Source organism: Streptomyces sp. NBC_00028 (assembly GCF_045041065.1).
In the GTDB taxonomy this organism is placed as follows: Bacteria; Actinomycetota; Actinomycetes; order Streptomycetales; family Streptomycetaceae; genus Streptomyces.
The window spans coordinates 6,505,337-6,523,647 of sequence record NZ_CP108293.1; the positions used below are offsets into that span (position 1 = coordinate 6,505,337).

An 18,311-nucleotide genomic window follows, 5' to 3' on the forward strand; every position below is an offset into this window, starting at 1 on the left:
CGGTCTTGCGGCACATCTACCACTGCCCACTGCGCTGGGCGGACATGGACGCGTACGGCCACGTCAACAACGTGGTCTTCCTCCGGTATCTGGAGGAAGCCCGTATCGACTTCCTGTTCCGCCCGGAGAAGGACTTCAAGCAGGGGTCCGTGGTGGCGCGCCATGAGATCGACTACAAGCGCCAGCTCGTCCACCGGCACACGCCCGTGGACATCGAGCTGTGGGTCACGGAGATCAGGGCGGCGTCCTTCACCATCGCGTACGAGGTGAAGGACGAGGATCTTGTGTATGTGCGGGCCTCGACGGTCATAGTGCCGTTCGACTTCGAGGCCCAGCGGCCGCGCCGGATCACCTCCGAGGAACGCGAGTTCCTGGAGGAGTACCGGGACGACGACGAGGAGGAGGCCGTCGCCGCATGACGGTGCTCCACCTGGCCGACGAGGGGGAGGCGGCGGATCTCGCGGCCTTCCTCTCCCGTCTGCTCCACTACGACCGCGGGGCCGCCGTGCGGCTCCAGGCCGCCGGGACCGCGCTCGCCGTGTTCGGGCGGCCGCCGTCCTTCGAGGTACTGGCGATCCGCGCGGTCCGGCTCGCCAAGCCCTATGAGAACGGGCTCGACGTCACGCTCGACGTGACGGTGTCCGCCGGGGAGTTGTTGGAATCCGTCGTCGAGGACGCCGCCACGGCCGGGGTGCCCGCGGCGGTCACCGGGCCGCCGTGGGCGGGGGTGCTGCCGCCGCGTGGCGGATGGCAGCCGGTCGCGGGGCTGCCCGCGCCCGATGCCCTGCGGGCCATGGTGGGCGCCGGGGTCGCCGAATTCCGGTCCCGTACCGGGGAGTTGGCGCCCGAGAGCCGTACGCGTGCGGAACTCGACCGGATCGGGCGGGAGATCTGGTCCCGGACGGTCGGGGAGACGCAGCTGCCGGTGCGGGCCGTGCATGCGGCACAGTCGCTCGGATTTCTGCGCCCCGGTGGGGAGTTGGCGCTGTTCTCGTCCGGTGCCTGGCTGCGGTTGCGTACGCCGTACGGGTCGATCGCCGTACGACGGGCGGGACTTGGGGCGTTGGACGTCAGCGTGCGCTGAGCGCGCGCCTCTGCGTCTGGGTCAGTGGGGGTCGCTGTCGTCCGGCCATACGCCGATGTGGTCGGGCTCCAGTTCCAGGGCCACGCGGTCGCGCATGCCGAGGGCCTCGGTGTACTCGGCGGGGAGCTGGAGGCGGCCGGCGCGGTCGAGCATGGCGTATTCGCGGGCCACGACCGTCTCGTGGCCGGTCGTGGCGTCGACCTCGCTGCGGCGCAGGACCTCGGTGGAAGTACGGCCGTCCCGGATGGCGACCGTGCGGCGGACCTCGCCGGCCACGGCCTGGTCGTGGGTGACGATCACGATGGTGGTGCCGAGCTGTTCGTTCGCCGTACGGAACGCGGCGAAGATCTGTTCCGCGGTCTGGGAGTCGAGTTCGCCGGTGGGTTCGTCGGCGAGGAGGACCGCGGGGGCGTTGGCGAGGGCGACCGCTATGGCCACGCGTTGTTGCTGGCCGCCTGACATCTGGTGGGGGTGGCGGTCCCGGCAGTCCGCGATGTCCAGCAACTCCAGGAGTTCCAGGGCGCGTTCGGATTTGGCCTTGCGGGTGGTGCGGGTGGCGGAGAGCTGCATCGGGAGCGTGATGTTCTGGGCCGCGTTGAGGTAGGGGAGTAGGTTGCGGGAGGTCTGCTGCCAGACGAAGCCGACGGTTTTGCGGCGGTAGGCGAGGCGGTCCTTGGCGGTCATGGTGAGCAGGTCGTGACCGGCGACGCGGGCCGCTCCCGCGGTGGGGGTGTCCAGGCCGGCGAGGATGTTCATGAGGGTGGACTTGCCGCTGCCGGACGCGCCGACGAGGGCCATGAGTTCGCCCTCGCGGACGAGGAGGTCGAGGCCCTGGAGGGCCTGGACCTCGATGCCGTCCGTGGTGAAGATGCGGACCAGGCGGTCGCAGGTGATGAGGGCGTCGTGGCCGTAGGTGGGGGTGTTGCGGGCCGCGGTCGCCTTGGTGGTCAGGTCGGCGAGGGTGGGGTTGGTGGTCACTGGGGCCTCCGTTTGTCGCTGGCCTGAGTGGGGGCTGGGGTAGGCGGGGTTTCGCTTGCCCGCGCTGGCGGGGTGCGCAGCGCTCCGCGGGAAGGGGCGTGTGGCGTCGTTGTTCGGCTGCGGCGCCGTTGGGGCTGGTCGCGCAGTTCCCCGCGCCCCTTTAGGGCGTTGCTGTGACCGGTCATCGTGCGTCGCCCGCTCTCAACTCAAGCACCGACCCCCGTCTCCCCGACCACCACGCCTGCACCCCCGCCACCCCCACCGTCACCAGTACCACCGCGAGGGCCGGGATCGCCAAGGACAGGGGGGACGTGCGCAGTTCTGCGGTGCCGCCGGAGGAGGGGGCTGTCGCCAGGGCGATGGTGGTCAGGTCGATGCCGGGGGAGAGGAGGTGGACCGTTGCCCAGCCGGTGAGGATGCCGCCGGCTGCCGCCAGGGTCGCCTGGGGCAGGGACTCCAGGATCAGGAGGCGGCGGCCCTGTGCGCGGGTGAGGCCCATGGTGCGGAGGCGGGCCAGCAGGGCGATGCGTTCGGGGGCGGCGCGGAGCAGGGAGAGGAGGAGGGCGAGGACGGCGTAGCCGGCGCCCGCCGCCACCGCTGCCGTATAGATGTCCTCGGCGCCCGACTGGAGCGGGGAGTTCACATAGTGCGACCGTTCCTCGGACCGCGTCCGGACGTGGCCCGCGTCGCCCACCGCCTTGCGCAGCTTCGCGCCGGACATCCCCGTGCCTGTCAACAGGAGCGAGGTCGGGCGGGCCGTCGGGCCGCTCAGGCCCGCCCGGTCGACGACCAGGAACTCCGTGCCGTTCACCGCCGGGGTCCGGTCCCGTACGAGCGTGATGCGGACGGTGATCGTCGTCGTGCCGTCCTCCAGGAGGACGGGGAAGGGACGGGTGCCGTACGCCTTCGCGACGGAGGGGGACGCCAGGGCCGGGAGGACGCCACCGGTGTCCGCCAACTCAGTCCCGGCGTAAGCACCCAGGCCTGTCCCCGCCGTCAACTCCGCGTATCCGCCCGGCTCCACGCCCACCAGCGGAACCGACACCCTGCCGTCCGTCGGCTTCGCCTGGTACGCGATGCTCACCTCGGTCAGGCCGTCCACCCCCGGTTGGTGGCGGAGTCGAGCCGCCAGGCCCGTGGGCAGGGGGCCGTCGGCGTCGACGCGGGCGTCCGCGCCCACCGCGAGCAGGGCCGCTTCGGCACGGGCCTCGGTCACGCCCGTGAGGACCGAGCCGCCGAAGGCCGCCGTCGTCAGGGCCGTGAGCAGGGCCAGCAGGGGCAGGACCGCAGAGGCGGACGTGCGGCCCGCGCGGGCCAGGGACAGATGGGCGACGGCGCCGCGGAGCCGGCCGGCCGGGCGGGCCAGGCCGCGCAGCGGGAACGGGTAGAGGCGGACCAGGACCAGGGCCGCGATCATCCCCGTCAACGCCGGTGCCACATAGGCCAGTTCGTCGCCGGACGAGCCCCTTCTGCGCAGGGTCTCCACCGCCGCCAGGGCCAGCGCGAGGAGGGTCAGCTCCGCCACCGTGCGGCGCCGCGTGGGTCGTAGTCTCGCCACGTCCTCGCGGCCGGTGTGCAGCCGGACGGCCCGGTGCGCCACCGCCGCGCGCAGCGGGAGCGCGGCGCAGGCCGCGACCGTGACGGTGGTGGCGGCGACGACGGCGTACGTCGTTCTGGCCTCGGGGAGCGCCAGTACGGCGGCCGTGAGGCCCAGGGCGCCGGCGGGGACGGCGACCGTGGCCGTCTCGGCGAGGAGGCGGCCGGCCAGGCCGCGCAGGGACGCGCCCCGGGCGCGCAGCAGGGCGAGTTCGGTGCGGCGGCGGTCGGCAGCGAGGCCGCCCGACATCAGGAGGACGACCGCGGCGACCGTACCGGCGCCGACCGCGGCCACCGCGACGAGCGGGGAGACGCCCTCGCGGAGGCGGGAGTACGCGGTCAGGACCTCGCTCAGGTCGGTGTCCGTCTCCGTGAGGCCGCCGGTGATCGTGCGGGCCTGCTGGAGGGCCGGGCCGGACTCCAGGGAGGCCACGGCGGTTTTCAGGCGGTCCACGTCGTAGGCGTGGAGGTGCTTCATGGCGGGCGCCAACTGCCAGTAACGCCAGGGGGTTCCGGGGGTACCCAGCATCGCGGGCGCCGACTCGGGGGCGAGCAGCAGGGCGCCGAGCCAGAACTTGTCGGCGTCCGAGCTCGGACCCGGCATCCGGATCAGGGCGGGCTCGTGGAGCAGCGGCTGGGCCGACCAGAAGGCGCCGGACGGCTCGCGCGGGGTGACGATGCCGGTGACCCGGACGGCGAGCGGGGCACGGGACTCGCCGGGCACGTGGATGACCGAACCGACCTTGATGTGCAGGGACTTGGCGGTCGCGGCGCTGACCGCGGCCTCCACCTCGGGTGTCATCGCGTCGGCCGGTGCGGCGGGCCCGCGCGGCAGCCGGCCCTCGACCGAGCGGACATGGCCGGCGAGGCCCTTCTGGGCGACCAGGGCGACCTGCGCGGGCGTCCCGGTCGGCCGGGGCAGCCAGGGGTCGGGCACCTCCATGTTGGTGGAGGTGCGCACGCCGTACGTCGACTGCCGGCGGTCGACGACGAGCGGCTTCTCGACCGTGGCCAGGATCTTCTCGTACTGCGCGCCCAGGGTGGCGGGGCGCAGGTCCTGCTCGGAGATGATGCCGTACTCGGGCTGGGCGTATAGCTGGATCGAGGTGCGGTCGGCGCCGGCCTGCTCCACGGCCCCGTGCAGGCCCGCGTCCGCGTACCGGTCCAGGGCCCGGGGCAGGGCCGCGGCGAGGCACGCGGTCAGCGCCACCAGCAGGGCGAGGGCGAGGGCCGCGCCGGGGGCGGTGCGCAGCCGGGTGCGGATCCACGGGGCGACCACGGAGGTCCGAGGAGCAGCCGCGGAGGTCCGGCGGACGGTTGCGGGGGCCATGTCACTCCCCTCCCTGTTGCCGCAGGGACACCAGTGGATTCGCCCGCCGCAGCGCGAGTACGGCGGTGACGGCCAGCGGGGTCACCGCGACCGCCGCCAGCAGCAGGGCCACCTGTCCCACCGGCAGTTCCACCAACACCTCCGGTACGGGGCGGGTCGCGTCGCCGGTCAGCAGGACCAGCGGGATCACCGCCCGGGCCAGGACCGTCCCCAGCGCCGCCCCCACGATCAGCGCCAGCGTCACCAGGACGCCCTGCTCGACGGCGATGGTGCGGGCCAGCCGACGGCGTGGGGCGCCCAGGGCGCGCAGTACCGCGAACTCGGAGTCCCGCTCCCGCAGCGAGCCCGTCGCGCTGACCGCGAAGCCGAGCGCGGCCAGCGCCGCCGCCACCCCGGCCGCCGCGGTGAACGCCGCTTCCGGACCCGCCCCGAACGGGTCGTCGCGCAGCTCCTCGGCGATCTCGTCCCGTACGACGACCTGCGCGGGGTCCAGGTCCGGGCGGGCCCGCAGCGCCGCGGCGACCGAGGACGGCCGGTCCGTCTCCAGCCACCACTCCGTCGGCGTGACGCTCTCGCCGTACTTCGCCTCCAACACCCGGTTCACGGACCGCAGATCGACCAGCAGCGCACCGCCGCTGTCGCTGCCCGTCGTCGGCAGCGCCCGGACCGCGGCGACGATCCGCACCGGCAGTGACCGGCCGCCGAAGGTCACGTCCACGCGCTGCCCGGTGCGGGCGCCCGAGGAGTCGAGGAAGCGGTCCGTGGCGACGGCGGTGATCTGCGCTGCCGCGGACTGCCTGGCCTGGAGACGGACCGTCAGCGAGGCCAGCGTCCAGGTGTCCTCGCGCGGGACGTAACCGGTGTCGTAGGCCACGGCCGACCCGCTCACGCGGGGCGGGGCGGGGGCGTTGCTGCGGTCCGGGAACTCCGAGGTGTTGTCGCTGACGGTGCGGGCCGTCCAGGCGGAAGGCAACTCGATCCGCCGCTCGGCACCTTGGGCTGTGAGGGCCGTCAACGCGTCCAGTGAGAAGCGCTGTTGCTGCGCCCGTCCGCGCGGCACCGGAAGCACCAGCTGTACGTCGGTGAGCGTCAACTTGCCCGAGGGAACCGCCAGTTCCAGGGTGTGCGGGCGGCCGTCGGCCGTGAGGGAACCGGCCGGGAGCCGGTAGGGAGTGCCGTAGCGGTCCTCCAGGGTGACCGTCACGTCGGCGCTCGTGCCCTGTGCCGCGCCGCGCAGAGTCGCCGTCAGCTTCACCAGGGAGCTGCCCGCCGGGATCGCCGCGCCCGCCGACGCCCCCTTCGGGCCGAGGCCGGCCAGCAGCGGCCGTACCGGCTCGGACGCCAGGTCCCGGCGCAGCAGCGCGGTGTCCGCCGCGTGCGCGGTGTCCAGGGCCAGCACGGTCGCCGAACGGTCGCCGGACAGGGGCAGTTCCGCGCGGACGGCGGGAGCGGCCTCGCCGACATGGGGGACGGCCGCGTACGCGTCGGTGCGGCCGAGGTCGTCCTCGCCGTTGGCCAGCACCCGCACCGGGACACCCGCGCGGAAGTCGGCCTGGTCGTCCTGCGAGCGGTCGAAGGAGGCGCCGTGCCCGATCGCCAGCATGCCCAGCGCCACGGCGAGCACCAGCAGCAGCACCGGACCCGCGCCCCGCATCGGACGCCGCCCGATCTGCCAGCCCGCGAGCGCGACGGCGATGCCCCGCCCGGCGGCGGCCCGGCGCTCGGCGAGCCGGGCCAGCGGCGGCAGCAGCCGCAGCGTGAGGACCGTACCGGCGAGGAGCGCCAGGGCGGGGGCGGCGACCAGCAGCGGGTCGACGCCGAGCGTGCCGGAGCTGTCGTCGGTGACCGCGCCCGTCGTCTGCCGGCCCAGCTGCCAGTACGCGACCGCGGCCACCACCAGCAGCCCCACGTCCGCGCCCGTGCGCACCGCACCGGGCAACGCGCGCGCCCGGCCGGTCGCGAAGGACGAGGCCCCCCGCGAGGTCAGCGCGGGCAGCGTCACCGCCAGCGCGCAGCCCAGCGCCACGCCCGCCGCGACCAGCCACACCCCGAACGAGCCGGCCGCCGGCACCTCAAGGCGCAGCCCGATCCGGGACAGCGCGCCCTGTCCGGCCAGCAGCCGGGTGAGCGGTCCCGCCAGCAGCGGCGCGCACACCAGCGCGGGCACGGCCAGCAGCAGCGCCTCCACCGCGGCCAGCCCCGCGACCCGCGGCCGGGAGGCGCCGCGGGCCCTGAGCAGCCGGGTCTCGCCCGTGCGTTGGGCGCTCAGCAGCCGGGCCACCAGCAGCAGCGCACAGCCCGCGAGGAGCGCGAGCTGGAGCGCGACGATCAGCAGGGTGGAGCGGGAGACGAGCAGGGAACGGTCGACGCGGTCGAGGACGGTGGGCAGATCGGTGTGCGCGGCCGTGGTGCCGCTGAGCGCGGCCTCGCCGCGCAGCGCGGCGCCGCCGTCCCGGGCCGCTTCGCGCAGGGCGCCGATCCGGCCGGTCGTCGCCGACGAGAAGTCGGCCGTCGCGAGCCACGCCGAGGGCCCGGCGCTGACCTTTCCGCCGGTCAGGGTGTCGGGGGCGGCGAGGAGGGGGCCGTAGGTCGTGAAGTCGAGCTTGTTGACGCCGCGGCCGTGCAGATCGTCCAGGAGCTGCCAGTACGGGGCGTCCGCGCGGGCGGGCCGGTAGAGGCCGACGACCTCGATGCGTACCTTCGGGCCGCCCAGGCGGTCCACGAGAGTGAGGCGGGCGCCGGGCTTCAGCTTCAGCAGCCGGGCCGCGCTCTGCGGCAGGGCCACCTCGGTCGTGCCGGCGGCCGGGGCCCTGCCGTCCGTGATCCGCGCCTGGGACGGGTCCAGCGCCGCGAAGTGCGTGAGATCCGGGTCGCCGGAACGCTCGGCGGGCGGCTGGAGCGCGCGGGGCAGCGCGTACGGGCCCGACTTCAGCAGCGTCCGCACGGTGACGGGCAGCCCGTCGAAGGTCTCCCGGGCACCCGCGCGCACGGCGCTGTCGGCGGTCTCACGGGACGCGGCCGGGACGTCGGCCTTGACGACCAGCGCGGTGTCGGCGGCGTTGCGCGGATCGGCGAGCGAGTGGCGCAGGGCCGCGTCGCCGATCGCGCCCGAGTACGCGGTGAGCGCCGCCAGGACCGCCGTCGTCAGCACGACCGTCAGCAGGGCGGCGGCGAGCAGCGGGCGGTGTGCCCGCGCCCGCTGAAGAACGAATCTCGCGAACCCCCCGGCCTTCGCGAACCCCCCGTACCCCGTCACCCCGTCACCCGACCCCCGTCGTGTTGTCCAGACCTCCCGGGATGCTTTCAGAGGAGGGCGGGGGCGGGTAAGCGTTTGTGCGCCGGACTTGACCGGATCGTGATCGGAAATCGGCGTCGTACGACCGGAATTCGGGACTCAGCGGCGCTCGGAGGGGATCAGCCCTCCGTGTTCACCATCGACGCCGCCGCGTACGTCAGGTAGTTCCACAGCGTGTGCTCGTGCTCCTCGGACAGGCCGAGCTCGTCGACGGCGACCCGCATGTGCTTCAGCCAGGCGTCGTGCGCCGCCCGGTCCACCTGGAACGGGGCGTGCCGCATCCGCAGCCGGGGATGGCCGCGGTTGTCGCTGTACGTCGTCGGACCGCCCCAGTACTGGATGAGGAACAGCGTCAGCCGCTCCTCGGCCGGACCCAGGTCCTCCTCCGGATACATGGGCTTCAGGAGCGGGTCCTCGGCCACACCCTCGTAGAAACGGTGGACGAGGCGGCGGAAGGTCTCCTCCCCACCGACCTGCTCGTAGAAGGTCTCCGTCTGAAGCGTGCCGCGCCGAATCTCTTTCACCGCTCCATCGTCTCAGACGGAGGGAACCAGGACTTGGGGCTTAGGACCCTTCCGCAGGACAGTGGAGGTATGGGTGCGCACGCTCTCCACAAGGACCTGGAAGAACTCGCCGCCGAGGCCCGGGCCGAGCTCGTGGACCGGATCGACGCGAGCGGGGCCTGGGCGGACGACCCGGTGTGGCGGGAGGCCTTCACGGCCGTACCGAGGCATCTGTTCGTGCCGTACTACTACGTCGGCGTCATGGGCGGCCACGAGCGCAGGTGGGTCGAGAGCCCCGACGCGCACGACCGGGAACGCTGGGTGCGCGGTGCCTACGCCGACGCCCCGCTGGCCACCCGGCTGCGCGACGGCGAACTGCTCTCCTCCAGCAGCCAGCCCTCCCTCATGGCGATGATGCTGACCGCGCTGGAGGTGGCGGACGGCGACCGGGTCCTGGAGATCGGCGCCGGTACGGGATACAACGCGGCGCTGCTCGCCCACCGCCTCGGCGACGACGATCTCGTCACCACCATCGATCTGGAGCCGGACATCACCGAGGCCGCCCGGCGGCATCTGGCCGCCGCCGACCACCACCCGGTCGTCGTCACCGGCGACGGCGCCCGCGGGGTGCCCGAGCGCGCCCCCTTCGACCGGATCATCGCGACCTGCGCGCTCACCTCGATCCCGGCGGCCTGGGTCGCCCAGTGCCGCCCGGGCGCCCGCATCCTGACCCCGCTGGCCACCGGCCTGGTCGCGCTGACCGTACGGGGCACGGGGCACGCCGACGGACGCTTCCTGCACACCCCCGCCTACTTCGTGCCGCTGCGCGGCGAAGGGCGCTCGGAGCCGGAGCCCGGCTCGCCGAGCGGGGTGCCGCGCGCGGCGCGCGAGCACGAGCTGTACCGGTTCCTGCTGACGCTCAGCCGGGGCAGCCTCGATCCGCAGGAGGCGTATCAGCTCTGGGAGCGGGAGGGCAGGCCACTGCGGCAGCGGTACGGCATCACGGTGAGCGGCGGGGACGAGTGGGCGTGGCTGGACGACCCGGAGGGGCCGTACACCTGGCCCCTCCGACTGCCCTGACGGGGTCTATCCGCGCCGGACCGTGATCGTCGTCCAGGCGCCCACGTGGACCCGGTCGCCGTCCTGGAGCGGCACCGGGACGAAGGGCTGGATGGGCTCCTCCGCGCCGTTGACCGTCGTGCCGTTCGTCGAGTTCTGGTCGACGACCGCCCACGAGCCGTCGGGCTGCTGCACCAGCACGGCGTGCTGGTGTGAGACGCCCGGGTCCTCCGGGGGCACCGACAGATCGATGTCGGGGGTGTCGCCGGTGGAGTGCCGGCGGCGGCCGATGGTGATCTGGTTGCCGGTGAGGGTGCGCTGCTGCTCGGGCGAGTACGCGGGCAGGTTGAGGCCCGCGGCCTCGGGGCCGGAGCGCTGCATCATCGCCATGAAGTACTCGCGGTCCGGGCCGATGGTCGCGGTCCAGGTCGCCGGTCCGGCGGACTGCTGCTGGTAGCCGGGGCCGGGCGGGGCCTGGGTGGAGCCGGGCTGCGGGTAGCCATAGCCGCCGGGTCCGCCGGGTCCGCCGGCGGACGGCGGGGAGATCACCCAGTCGTCCTCGCCGCCGCCGAAGGACGGACCGCCGGGCTGCGGCCGGTTCGTCTCCTGCGGGAAGGCGGGCGGGGCGGCCTGGCCGGACGGCGAGAACGCCGACGGGGCGCCGGGGCCACCAGGTCCGCCGGGGCCCGCGGGAGGCGTGGGACCGGGCGGGGGCGGCACCGGACGGGAGGGGTCGCCGCCGAAGGGCGAGGGGCCGGGGCCGTTGGGCCCACCAGGCCCACCAGGCCCACCGGGTCCGCGCTGGCCGTCGAAGCCGCCGGGTCCACCAGGGCCGCGCTGGCTGTCGAAGCCGCCGGGGCCGCCCGGGCCGCCGGGTCCGCGCTGGCCGTCGAAGCCGCCGGGCGCGCCGGGACCGCCCGGGCCGCCGAAGCCGCCAGGGCCGTTGGGACCACCGGGACCCGCGGGGCCACCAGGGCCGCCCTGGGTACCGAAGGCACCGGGACCGTTCGGTCCACCAGGTCCACCGGGACCGCCCTGCGTACCGAAGCCGCCGGGTCCGTTCGGCCCGCCGGGGCCGCCCTGGGTGCCATAACCACCGGGACCGTTGGGTCCGCCGGGAGCACCAGGACCGCCGGGGCCGCCAGGTCCACCGAACGGGCCGGGGCCGCCGGGACCGCCACCGGGGCCGCCGAAGCCGCCGGGCCCACCGGGTCCGCCGGGGCCACCCTGGCCGGGCGGCGGGGGCGGGCCCGAGGGGTCGCCGCCGAAGGGCGGGATCGGCTCGGCGGGACGGTTCATCTGGGAGGGGCGGGAGCCCTGGTACTCGTACGAGTCACCGCCACCGCCGTACGACTGACCCGGCGGCGGGCCCTGGAAGCGGACGCCCGGGCCGGGGGCCGGCGGGCGCGGGGCGGCCGGGGTGTACGAGGTCGCCGTGTTCGTCAGGAAGTTCCACCGGCACTCCTCGCAGAAGGGCGCACCGCCCTCACGGGGCGTGCGGCACTGCGGGCAGAGCTCCGGCTCGGGGTCCGGTACGGCGGACAGGTGGTTGCGTCCCTGCTGGCCGCCGGCGCCCGGCGGGGGCGGCGGGAAGCCGTAGCCGCCGCCGGGGGGCGGCGGGGGAGGGGGCGGAGGCACGGCACCGGCCATGCGGTGACCGCAGACCTCGCACCAGTCGTCGGAACCCGACTGGTGTCCGTTCGGGCAGGTCGGCATGTCGGCGCTTCCCCCTCTCACGTAAGGGAACTTCTGCTTCTGGTCGTCACTTCTTTACACGAACAGTCTTTGTGGACCGGGTCTCGAGAGTCATCTCGTCCGCCTCCGCGACCTTCGCCTTCAACCGCACAGTACCTGTCGCGGCATCGACCACGTCCACCACCTTCGCAAGCAGTTTCGCAGTATCGGCGTTGCCGGAAGCGCTTGCGAGCTGAACGGCCCGGCCCAGTTTGGACGTTGCTCCATCCATATCGCCCGCTTTGCGAAGGTCGAGACCCTGTTGGATGACTTGTGCCAGTTCGGCCTGGCCGGTGTAGTGGGCGACCTGGGGGTTGATCGACGTCGAGGCGACCATGTCGTCGGTCCACACCGCCCGCACCAGTCCCTGGGCGCCCAAGTTCTGTGCGGTGCCGTCGGGTTGGGGGATCACGAGGGAGACCCGGGCGGCCAGCATCTCCTGGCCGAGATGGGCGACCGGCACCTCCACGCAGACGTGGTAGTCACGGGACTCGTCTCCCCAGGAGCCGGTGGGGTAGTCCCCGGCACGCGGGCCCGCCTCGGTGCGGCGGTCGGTCAACTCCTCGACGGTGGGCGCGACCTGCTTCACGAACCTGATCGTCGTGCCGACCGGTGTCCACACCCGCAGGGAGACGTCCGCGACCTCCTTGCCCATCGCCGCCTCCATCATCTGCGTGAAGTCGGCGGCGAGTCCGGCCGGGTCGGCGACGATGTCCGCCGTGCCGAGCAGGGCGGAGGCGATGCCTGTGACTTCTTTCACTTCCCAGTCGGTGCCCACGCCCCGGGCGTCACAGGTGAAACGTCCGGCGCAGGAGTCGAGGGACGCCTTGAGGTCCTCGGGTGACTCGTGTTCATTGCGGCCGTCGGTGAGCAGGATGCCGTGCCGGATGGTGACGTCCGCCGAGGACAGCAGCCGGTCGGCGAGCCGCAGCCAGGTGCCGATGGCGGTGCCGCCGCCCGCACTGAGCTTGCGCAGGGCCTGCTTGGCCTGGTCGCGGGTGGTGGCGTCGGCGACCGCGAGTCGTCCGCCGCCCGGATACACCTCCTTGGCGACATGGGTGCCGCCGATCACCGCGAAGTGCACCCCGTCGCGCAGGGTGTCGACGGCCGCGGCCGTGGCGTCACGGGCGTTGCGCATCTTGGTCGGCGGGTAGTCCATCGACCCGGAACAGTCGACCATGATCGCCACGGCCGCGTCCGGGCCCTGACCCGGCGTGTAGAGATGGGGCGCGGCGACCGCGCTCCCGATGGTGCCGCCGCCGGTCGCGCTCACCGTGACGATCGCGTTGACCTCGCGGCCACCCTCCGGCAGGTACTCGTTCTGGTACACGTCGACCGAGAACTGCGGCACGTTGGACTTCGAGAAATTGGCCATGCCTGATCGAATCCCCCTTGAGAACCCCGCGGTTGCAGGGCGTGCGACTGTGTGCGGACCGGTCCCCTCCGGTCCTGCGAGGCATTCCCCGTACGAATCGGCCTCAGGCCGATCCTGCCCCCTGCGAAGGGGCGGGGAACGGCACGAGGGCCACTGTTACGTTGTCGTGGCCCCCGCCGTCCAGGGCGTGACCGACCAGGACCTGCGCGCCGTGCAGGGGGCGCACGGCGGCATCGAGCGGTACGGCCTCGGCCATGTCCTGCGCGGCCTCCGCGTAGTTCCACAGTCCGTCGGTGCACACCACCACTACACCCGGCCGGTCCGGCTTGAAGGAAGCGGTGTGCGGCTCCAGTTCGTAGGCGTCCGCGCCGAGCCAGCCGGTGATCGCGTGGGCGCGCTCGTCGGCATACGCCTCCGCCTCGTTCATCAGGCCCGCCGCGACCATCTGCGCGGCCCACGAGTCGTCCTCGGTGAGCCGGGCCGGCAGCGCGGTGCGGTCCACCGGCACCCAGTAGGCGCGGCTGTCGCCGACCCAGCCGACGACCAGCAGTCCCGACGTCACCACGGCGCCGACGATCGTGCAGGCCGGGGCGTTCTGGTGGGGGGCGTGCTCACGGGCCGTCTGCGGTTCGGCGGCCAGGGCGTTGACCGCGCGGGAGGCGGCGACGATCGCGTCGTGCATCGCCTGCTGCGGGTGGGTGCCGCGCGCGAGGGCGGCCAGCAGGGACTCGCTCGCCGCCCGGGACGCGGCGAGGGAGGCGTCGTCGGGGCGGGTCGCCGAGGAGACGCCGTCGCAGACGATCGCCACGGAGGCGGGCGAACCGTCGGGCAGGGCGGCGGTGCCGACGGCGAACGCGTCCTCGTTGCGGTGGTGGCGCAGACCGCGGTCGCTGACGGCCGCCATCGGGCCGCACTCCTGCTCCATGTGGTCGCGCTCGCGGGGCTGGGCGTGCCCGCAGTTCTCGCAGTAGCCGTCGTGGTCGACACGGCCCGCGCGGCAGGCCACGCACACCTTGACGCCCTCCGCCGGGGTCGGCGTCTCGGCGGTCACCCGCGGGTCCGGCGCCTGAAGCGGGTACTCGTCCGGCTCCGACGGCCGGTCGAAGCGCACCCCGGAGGCCGGGGAGACGGGGGAGCCGCTCGGGGGCGGCGCGGCCAGGTCGTGGCCGCCGGAGTCGATGCCCGTCAGGTCCGCCGGAAGATGGGTCGCCGGCGGGGTGTCGGCGCCGGCGGGCTCGTGCGCGGCCGGCCAGGGGGTGCCCCCGTCCGCTGCCGGTGACGGCGCGGACACCGGCGCCGAGCCGTTCACGGCCAGCGTCGGGTGGTCGTCCGGGCGGGCCGGTACGGCGGACAGGTCGTATCCGCACGCACCGCAGAAGCGGTCACCCGACTCGAGCGGCTCCTCGCAGCTCGGGCAGTTCGTCAGGGCGGCCTGCTGGGGCATCTGCGACATCAACTACACCCACGTCCGGGGGCGGTAACGGTTGGCACGTTCCACCAGGTCGATCCTCTCCTCGCCGCCCCGCGCGAGCCGGGCCAGCGTGCGGTACGAACGCTCCAGGCCGAAGCGGAGTCCCCGCTCGTCCAGTTCGCTGCCGAGCAGCACCCGACGGGCCGTCGGGTCGGCGCCCCGGCCACCGGAGAGTACCCAGTCCAGGGCGCAGCCGAGGACTTCGGCGGACAACTGCTCCCGGCGTGCCGGATCCAGCCCGTACGCGTCCAGCGCCTCGACCTGCCCCGCGGCTGCGGTGAGGTCGTCAAGGAACGGTACGTCACCTGCGCCGGGCGTGCGTTGACGCAGCCGGGCCCGTACGGCGGCCACGCGGGCGGCGGTGTAGTGGATGGAGCTCTCCGGCACCGACTCCAGTGTCCCCACGGCGCTACGACGGTCCCCGGCCGCGAGCTGGACCCGCGCGAGCCCGAACGCGGCGCTCACATAGCTGGGGTCGGTGGCCCAGACCAGCCGGTAGTACTCGGCGGCGTTGTCCAGCTGGCCCAGCACCTCCGCGCACAGGCCGAGCGCCAGCTTCGGCGCGGGCTCGCCGGGGAAAGCGTCGTAGATCGCGTCGAAGGCGAGCGCGGCGGCCTCGTGGTCCCCGGTGACCAGGGCGGCGACCCCGCGGTACCAGACCACCCGCCAGTCGTCGGGCCGCTCGTCCTCCACCCGGGCCAGCGCCTCCAGCGCGGTGTGCGCGTCGCCGTTCTCCAGCCACGCCCGGATCTGCCGCAACCGCGTCTCGACCGACGGGGCCGGCGCGGCGGCGAGCGCCCCCAGCAGCTCCGCCGCGGCGGTCGCCATGAGCCCGGCGAGGAAACCGGCGTTGGGATCGGCGGGATCGACCCGCGGAACGGGAAGCGCCAGCGCCGCGGCCGGCGTCCCGACCGGCTTGACCAGCGCCACCACGCTCCCGAGCGTCGGGACGGCGCCGCCGCCCCCGGCGACGGCGGCGGACGCGAGCGCGGGGGTGCCGGACGGCCGACGCCGCGGAACGACCACCCGCGCCCCCAGCCGTGACACCTCCCCGTCCAGCTTCGGGAACAACTCCGTGTCCGTCACCCGCAGTTCGGGACCGAACAGCGTCGACAGCGCGGGCCGCGCCCGGCCCGTCTGGAGCGAGACGACCTCGCGCAGCACACCGGTCAGCTGCTCGGCCATCTCCTGGGCGGAGGCGAAGCGGCGGGCCGGGTCGGGGTCGGTGGCGCGGACCAGGAGGCGGTAGAAGGACTCGTACTGGCGGAAGACCTCGATGTTGTCGGGGTCGGGCAGGGAGTCCACGAAGACGTTCGTGTAGCCCTGGAAGTCGAAGGTGAGGACGGCGAGCGTGCGGGCGACCGTGTACAGGTCGGACGCCACCGACGGGCCGACCTCGGCGACCTCGGGCGCCTGGTAGCCGACCGTGCCGTAGATGGCCGACTCGTCGTCGTCCATCCTGCGGACCGCGCCCATGTCGATGAGCTTGAGCTGGTCCTCGGTCTGGATGGCGTTGTCGACCTTGAAGTCGCAGTAGAGGAGGTTGCGGCTGTGGAGGTGGCCGAGCGCCTCCAGGGCCTCGATGCCGTACGCGCAGGCCTGTTCCACCGGGAGCGGGTCGCGCTTGCCGGCCGGGGTGCGGCGGCCGTTGGCGATCTCCTTGAGGGACTTGCCGCCCACGTACTCCATGACGATGTACCCGTCCAGCGAACCCGTCCGCTGGTCGAGGTGCTCCACGAAGTTGTAGATCCGCACGATGTTGGCGTGCTCGATCTCCGCGAGGAAGCGCCGCTCGGAGATCGCCGCCGCCATCGCGTCCTGGTCGCCGGTGTCGAGCAGACCCTTGAGGACCACCCAGCGGTCCGAGACCGCGCGGTCGACGGCCAGGTAGACCCAGCCGAGGCCGCCGTGCGCCAGACAACCCACGACCTCGTACTGGCCGTGCACGATGTCGCCGGACGCCAGCTTCGGGACGAACGAGTACGGGTTGCCGCACTTGGTGCAGAAGCCCTCCGTGCGCCCCGGCCGCTCGCCGCGCGCCCGGCCCACCGGCGCCCCGCAGTCCGACCGGGAGCAGAACCGCTTGCGCTCGGGGACCTCGGGGTTCTCCAGCACCATCTCGCGCGGATCGGGACGCGGGACGCCCGGCACCTCGACCAGACCGGCGCCCAGCCGGCCCCGGCTGCTCGCCCCGGTGCCGGAACCCGAGCTGCGCACCGACACCGACCGGCTCGTCGACCGGCCCGACAGGGCACGCGAGAGGCGGCCCGACACGGAGCGCCGGGACTTCGACGACTGCGAGGTGCTGCGGGACGTGCTGCGGCTGCCGCCGGAGCGTGAACCGGCGCTGCCCGAACCGCGTGAGCCCCTGCCGCCGCCCGTGATCCCGGTCGGCGGGGAACCCACCATGCCGGTCGCTGACACCACCGGCGCGAGTCCGCAGGTGTCGCAGTACAGCTCACCGCCGCCGACATCCTCGTACGACCCGCCGCAGCTGGGCCGCTGACAGGTCTGCTGTGCTGCCTGAGTCATGACTGGGCCTCCCCCCTACGGTCCTCAGGACCGCTCTGCTCCGGCACCCGCGGCGCGCGGAGCAGCTCGGCGGCCGCGTGCTGGTAGCGCAGCACGGCCTGTTCGGCGACGCGCAGATCGCAGGGCGCGCTCCACAGCATGCGGCGCGCCGCGTCGTACCGCTCGATCAGGAACGGGTCCTCGGCGAGCCCGTGCCGGGCGACCTTCGCCTTGTACGCGTCGAGGCGGCCACGCAGCTCCGCGCGGACCGCCAGCGGCTGGGTGACCGCGGTCAACGACTCGCGGGCGCGCAGCAGTTCGTCCTCCGCCTTCTGCTCCAGGGACTCAAGGAGCGGGGACAGGCGGTGCCACTGGGCGTGTCTGCGGTACTCGGCGGCCGTCGCCAGCTGCTCCTGCAGCACGGTCGGCGGCCCGCTGACGACCGGCACCTCGGTGGCCGCGATCTTCGCCAGCACCTCACCGCGCGCGGTACGGGCCTCGGCGAGCGTGCGGTCCGCGCGGGAGAGCACGTCACGCAGCCGGACCAGCCGCTGCTCCGCGTCCTGGCGGACCGTCAGCACCGCGTCGATCTCCCGGCGTACGTCCTCCAGGGCGCGGGCCTCCCGGTCGTACACCGTGGTGTCGGGACGCCCGCCGCCCGGTGCCGAACTGCCCGGGGTGGGGTTCCAGTAGGCCAGCGGGTCGGAGACCACCTGCTCGCGCAGGGTCGTCAGGGTGCGCGTGATGCGTTCCAGGTCGTCGCCCGCCGGGTGCTCGCCCGGGCGGACGCCCACCGAGTGCGCGAGCTTACGGGTGCGCTGGAGCTCCGCGGCCAGTAAATCTATCCGCGCGGGCAGCGCCGACCAGACGGCGTCGGCGGCGACGACCATGTCGAGCGAGGTCGCGTACAGCTCGTTCATCCGGTCGACGAGCGCGGCGAGGCTGAACTGCTCGCTGAGCTTGCCGGAATTACCGTGCAGCGTCGGCGCGTTGGCCGTCGCCGTCGCGCTGCCCGCCACTGTCACCGACGAGCCGCGCAGCAGCTCCGTCAGCTCCACCAGGTCCTCACGGCTGGACCAGCGGCGGCGGGAGCGGATGGTGCGGGCCGTACGCAACGCGTCCGTGTACGCGTCGAAGTACGCCCACAGCAGCGTGATGGACGCCTCCGCGGCCGTCCAGCGCTCCCTGGTGACGCCCGTGAGCGCGGCGCCCTCCAGGAGCCTGCGGCCGGAGTGGTCCTGCAGGGCGAGGAGCGAGGTCTCGATCGCCTCGTACTCCGCGCCGAGCCGCGCCAGCGCACGGTCCACCTCGTCCCGGTCCATCACCGGCCCGGCGGGGGGTCCCGTGACGCCCATCGATCACCTCTCGCTGCTGG

12 protein-coding genes are annotated in these 18,311 nt (G+C 74.1%); 3 read left to right on the plus strand and 9 right to left on the minus strand.

Features of this window, described 5'->3' with window-relative positions; genetic code table 11:
- Positions 1–5 precede the first annotated feature (5 nt).
- Positions 6–419 (plus strand): acyl-CoA thioesterase, encoded by a 414-nt coding sequence (locus tag OG885_RS29275; protein WP_399956569.1) that lies wholly within the window; start codon positions 6–8, stop codon positions 417–419.
- A complete protein-coding gene (locus OG885_RS29280) occupies positions 416–1,084 on the plus strand; it encodes a hypothetical protein (RefSeq protein ID WP_405736974.1) in 669 nt (222 codons plus the stop codon). The genes OG885_RS29275 and OG885_RS29280 overlap by 4 nt, the downstream gene beginning before the upstream one ends.
- 21 nt (positions 1,085–1,105) lie before the next feature.
- Here OG885_RS29280 and OG885_RS29285 read toward each other — a convergent pair whose 3' ends face one another.
- The 4 genes from OG885_RS29285 to OG885_RS29300 all read right to left on the minus strand — a co-directional run bounded on the left by OG885_RS29285 (position 1,106) and on the right by OG885_RS29300 (position 8,807).
- On the minus strand, positions 1,106–2,062 hold the full coding sequence (locus OG885_RS29285) for an ABC transporter ATP-binding protein (protein ID WP_405736977.1): 957 nt from the start codon (positions 2,060–2,062) through the stop codon (positions 1,106–1,108).
- Between the two features lie 181 nt (positions 2,063–2,243).
- Positions 2,244–4,988, minus strand: coding sequence for an ABC transporter permease (locus OG885_RS29290; RefSeq protein ID WP_405736979.1), 2,745 nt, complete (start codon positions 4,986–4,988; stop codon positions 2,244–2,246).
- A gap of 1 nt (position 4,989) precedes the next feature.
- On the minus strand, positions 4,990–8,244 hold the full coding sequence (locus tag OG885_RS29295; protein WP_405736982.1) for an FtsX-like permease family protein: 3,255 nt from the start codon (positions 8,242–8,244) through the stop codon (positions 4,990–4,992).
- 158 nt (positions 8,245–8,402) lie between these two features.
- A complete protein-coding gene (locus OG885_RS29300) occupies positions 8,403–8,807 on the minus strand; it encodes a globin (RefSeq protein WP_399956554.1) in 405 nt (134 codons plus the stop codon).
- Between the two features lie 69 nt (positions 8,808–8,876).
- On the opposite strand from OG885_RS29300, the gene OG885_RS29305 reads away from it, so the two are divergent.
- Positions 8,877–9,866: a methyltransferase domain-containing protein gene (locus tag OG885_RS29305; RefSeq protein ID WP_405736985.1), complete on the plus strand. Its 990-nt coding sequence runs from the start codon at positions 8,877–8,879 to the stop codon at positions 9,864–9,866.
- A 6-nt stretch (positions 9,867–9,872) separates the two neighbouring features.
- Here the strand turns inward: OG885_RS29305 and OG885_RS29310 are convergent, their stop codons facing one another.
- The 5 genes from OG885_RS29310 to OG885_RS29330 all read right to left on the minus strand — a co-directional run bounded on the left by OG885_RS29310 (position 9,873) and on the right by OG885_RS29330 (position 18,291).
- Positions 9,873–11,561 (minus strand): FHA domain-containing protein, encoded by a 1,689-nt coding sequence (locus tag OG885_RS29310; RefSeq protein WP_405736987.1) that lies wholly within the window; start codon positions 11,559–11,561, stop codon positions 9,873–9,875.
- A gap of 46 nt (positions 11,562–11,607) precedes the next feature.
- Complete coding sequence (locus OG885_RS29315; protein WP_405736989.1) at positions 11,608–12,954, minus strand: vWA domain-containing protein; 1,347 nt, start codon at positions 12,952–12,954, stop codon at positions 11,608–11,610.
- Between the two features lie 103 nt (positions 12,955–13,057).
- Positions 13,058–14,410, minus strand: coding sequence for a PP2C family serine/threonine-protein phosphatase (locus OG885_RS29320; RefSeq protein WP_405736992.1), 1,353 nt, complete (start codon positions 14,408–14,410; stop codon positions 13,058–13,060).
- Positions 14,411–16,957, minus strand: a complete 2,547-nt coding sequence (locus OG885_RS29325) for a tetratricopeptide repeat protein (protein WP_405736995.1) — start codon at positions 16,955–16,957, stop codon at positions 14,411–14,413. It lies immediately after the preceding gene.
- Positions 16,954–18,291 (minus strand): hypothetical protein, encoded by a 1,338-nt coding sequence (locus tag OG885_RS29330; RefSeq protein WP_399956536.1) that lies wholly within the window; start codon positions 18,289–18,291, stop codon positions 16,954–16,956. Before OG885_RS29330 ends, OG885_RS29325 begins: the two co-directional genes overlap by 4 nt.
- Positions 18,292–18,311 lie beyond the last annotated feature (20 nt).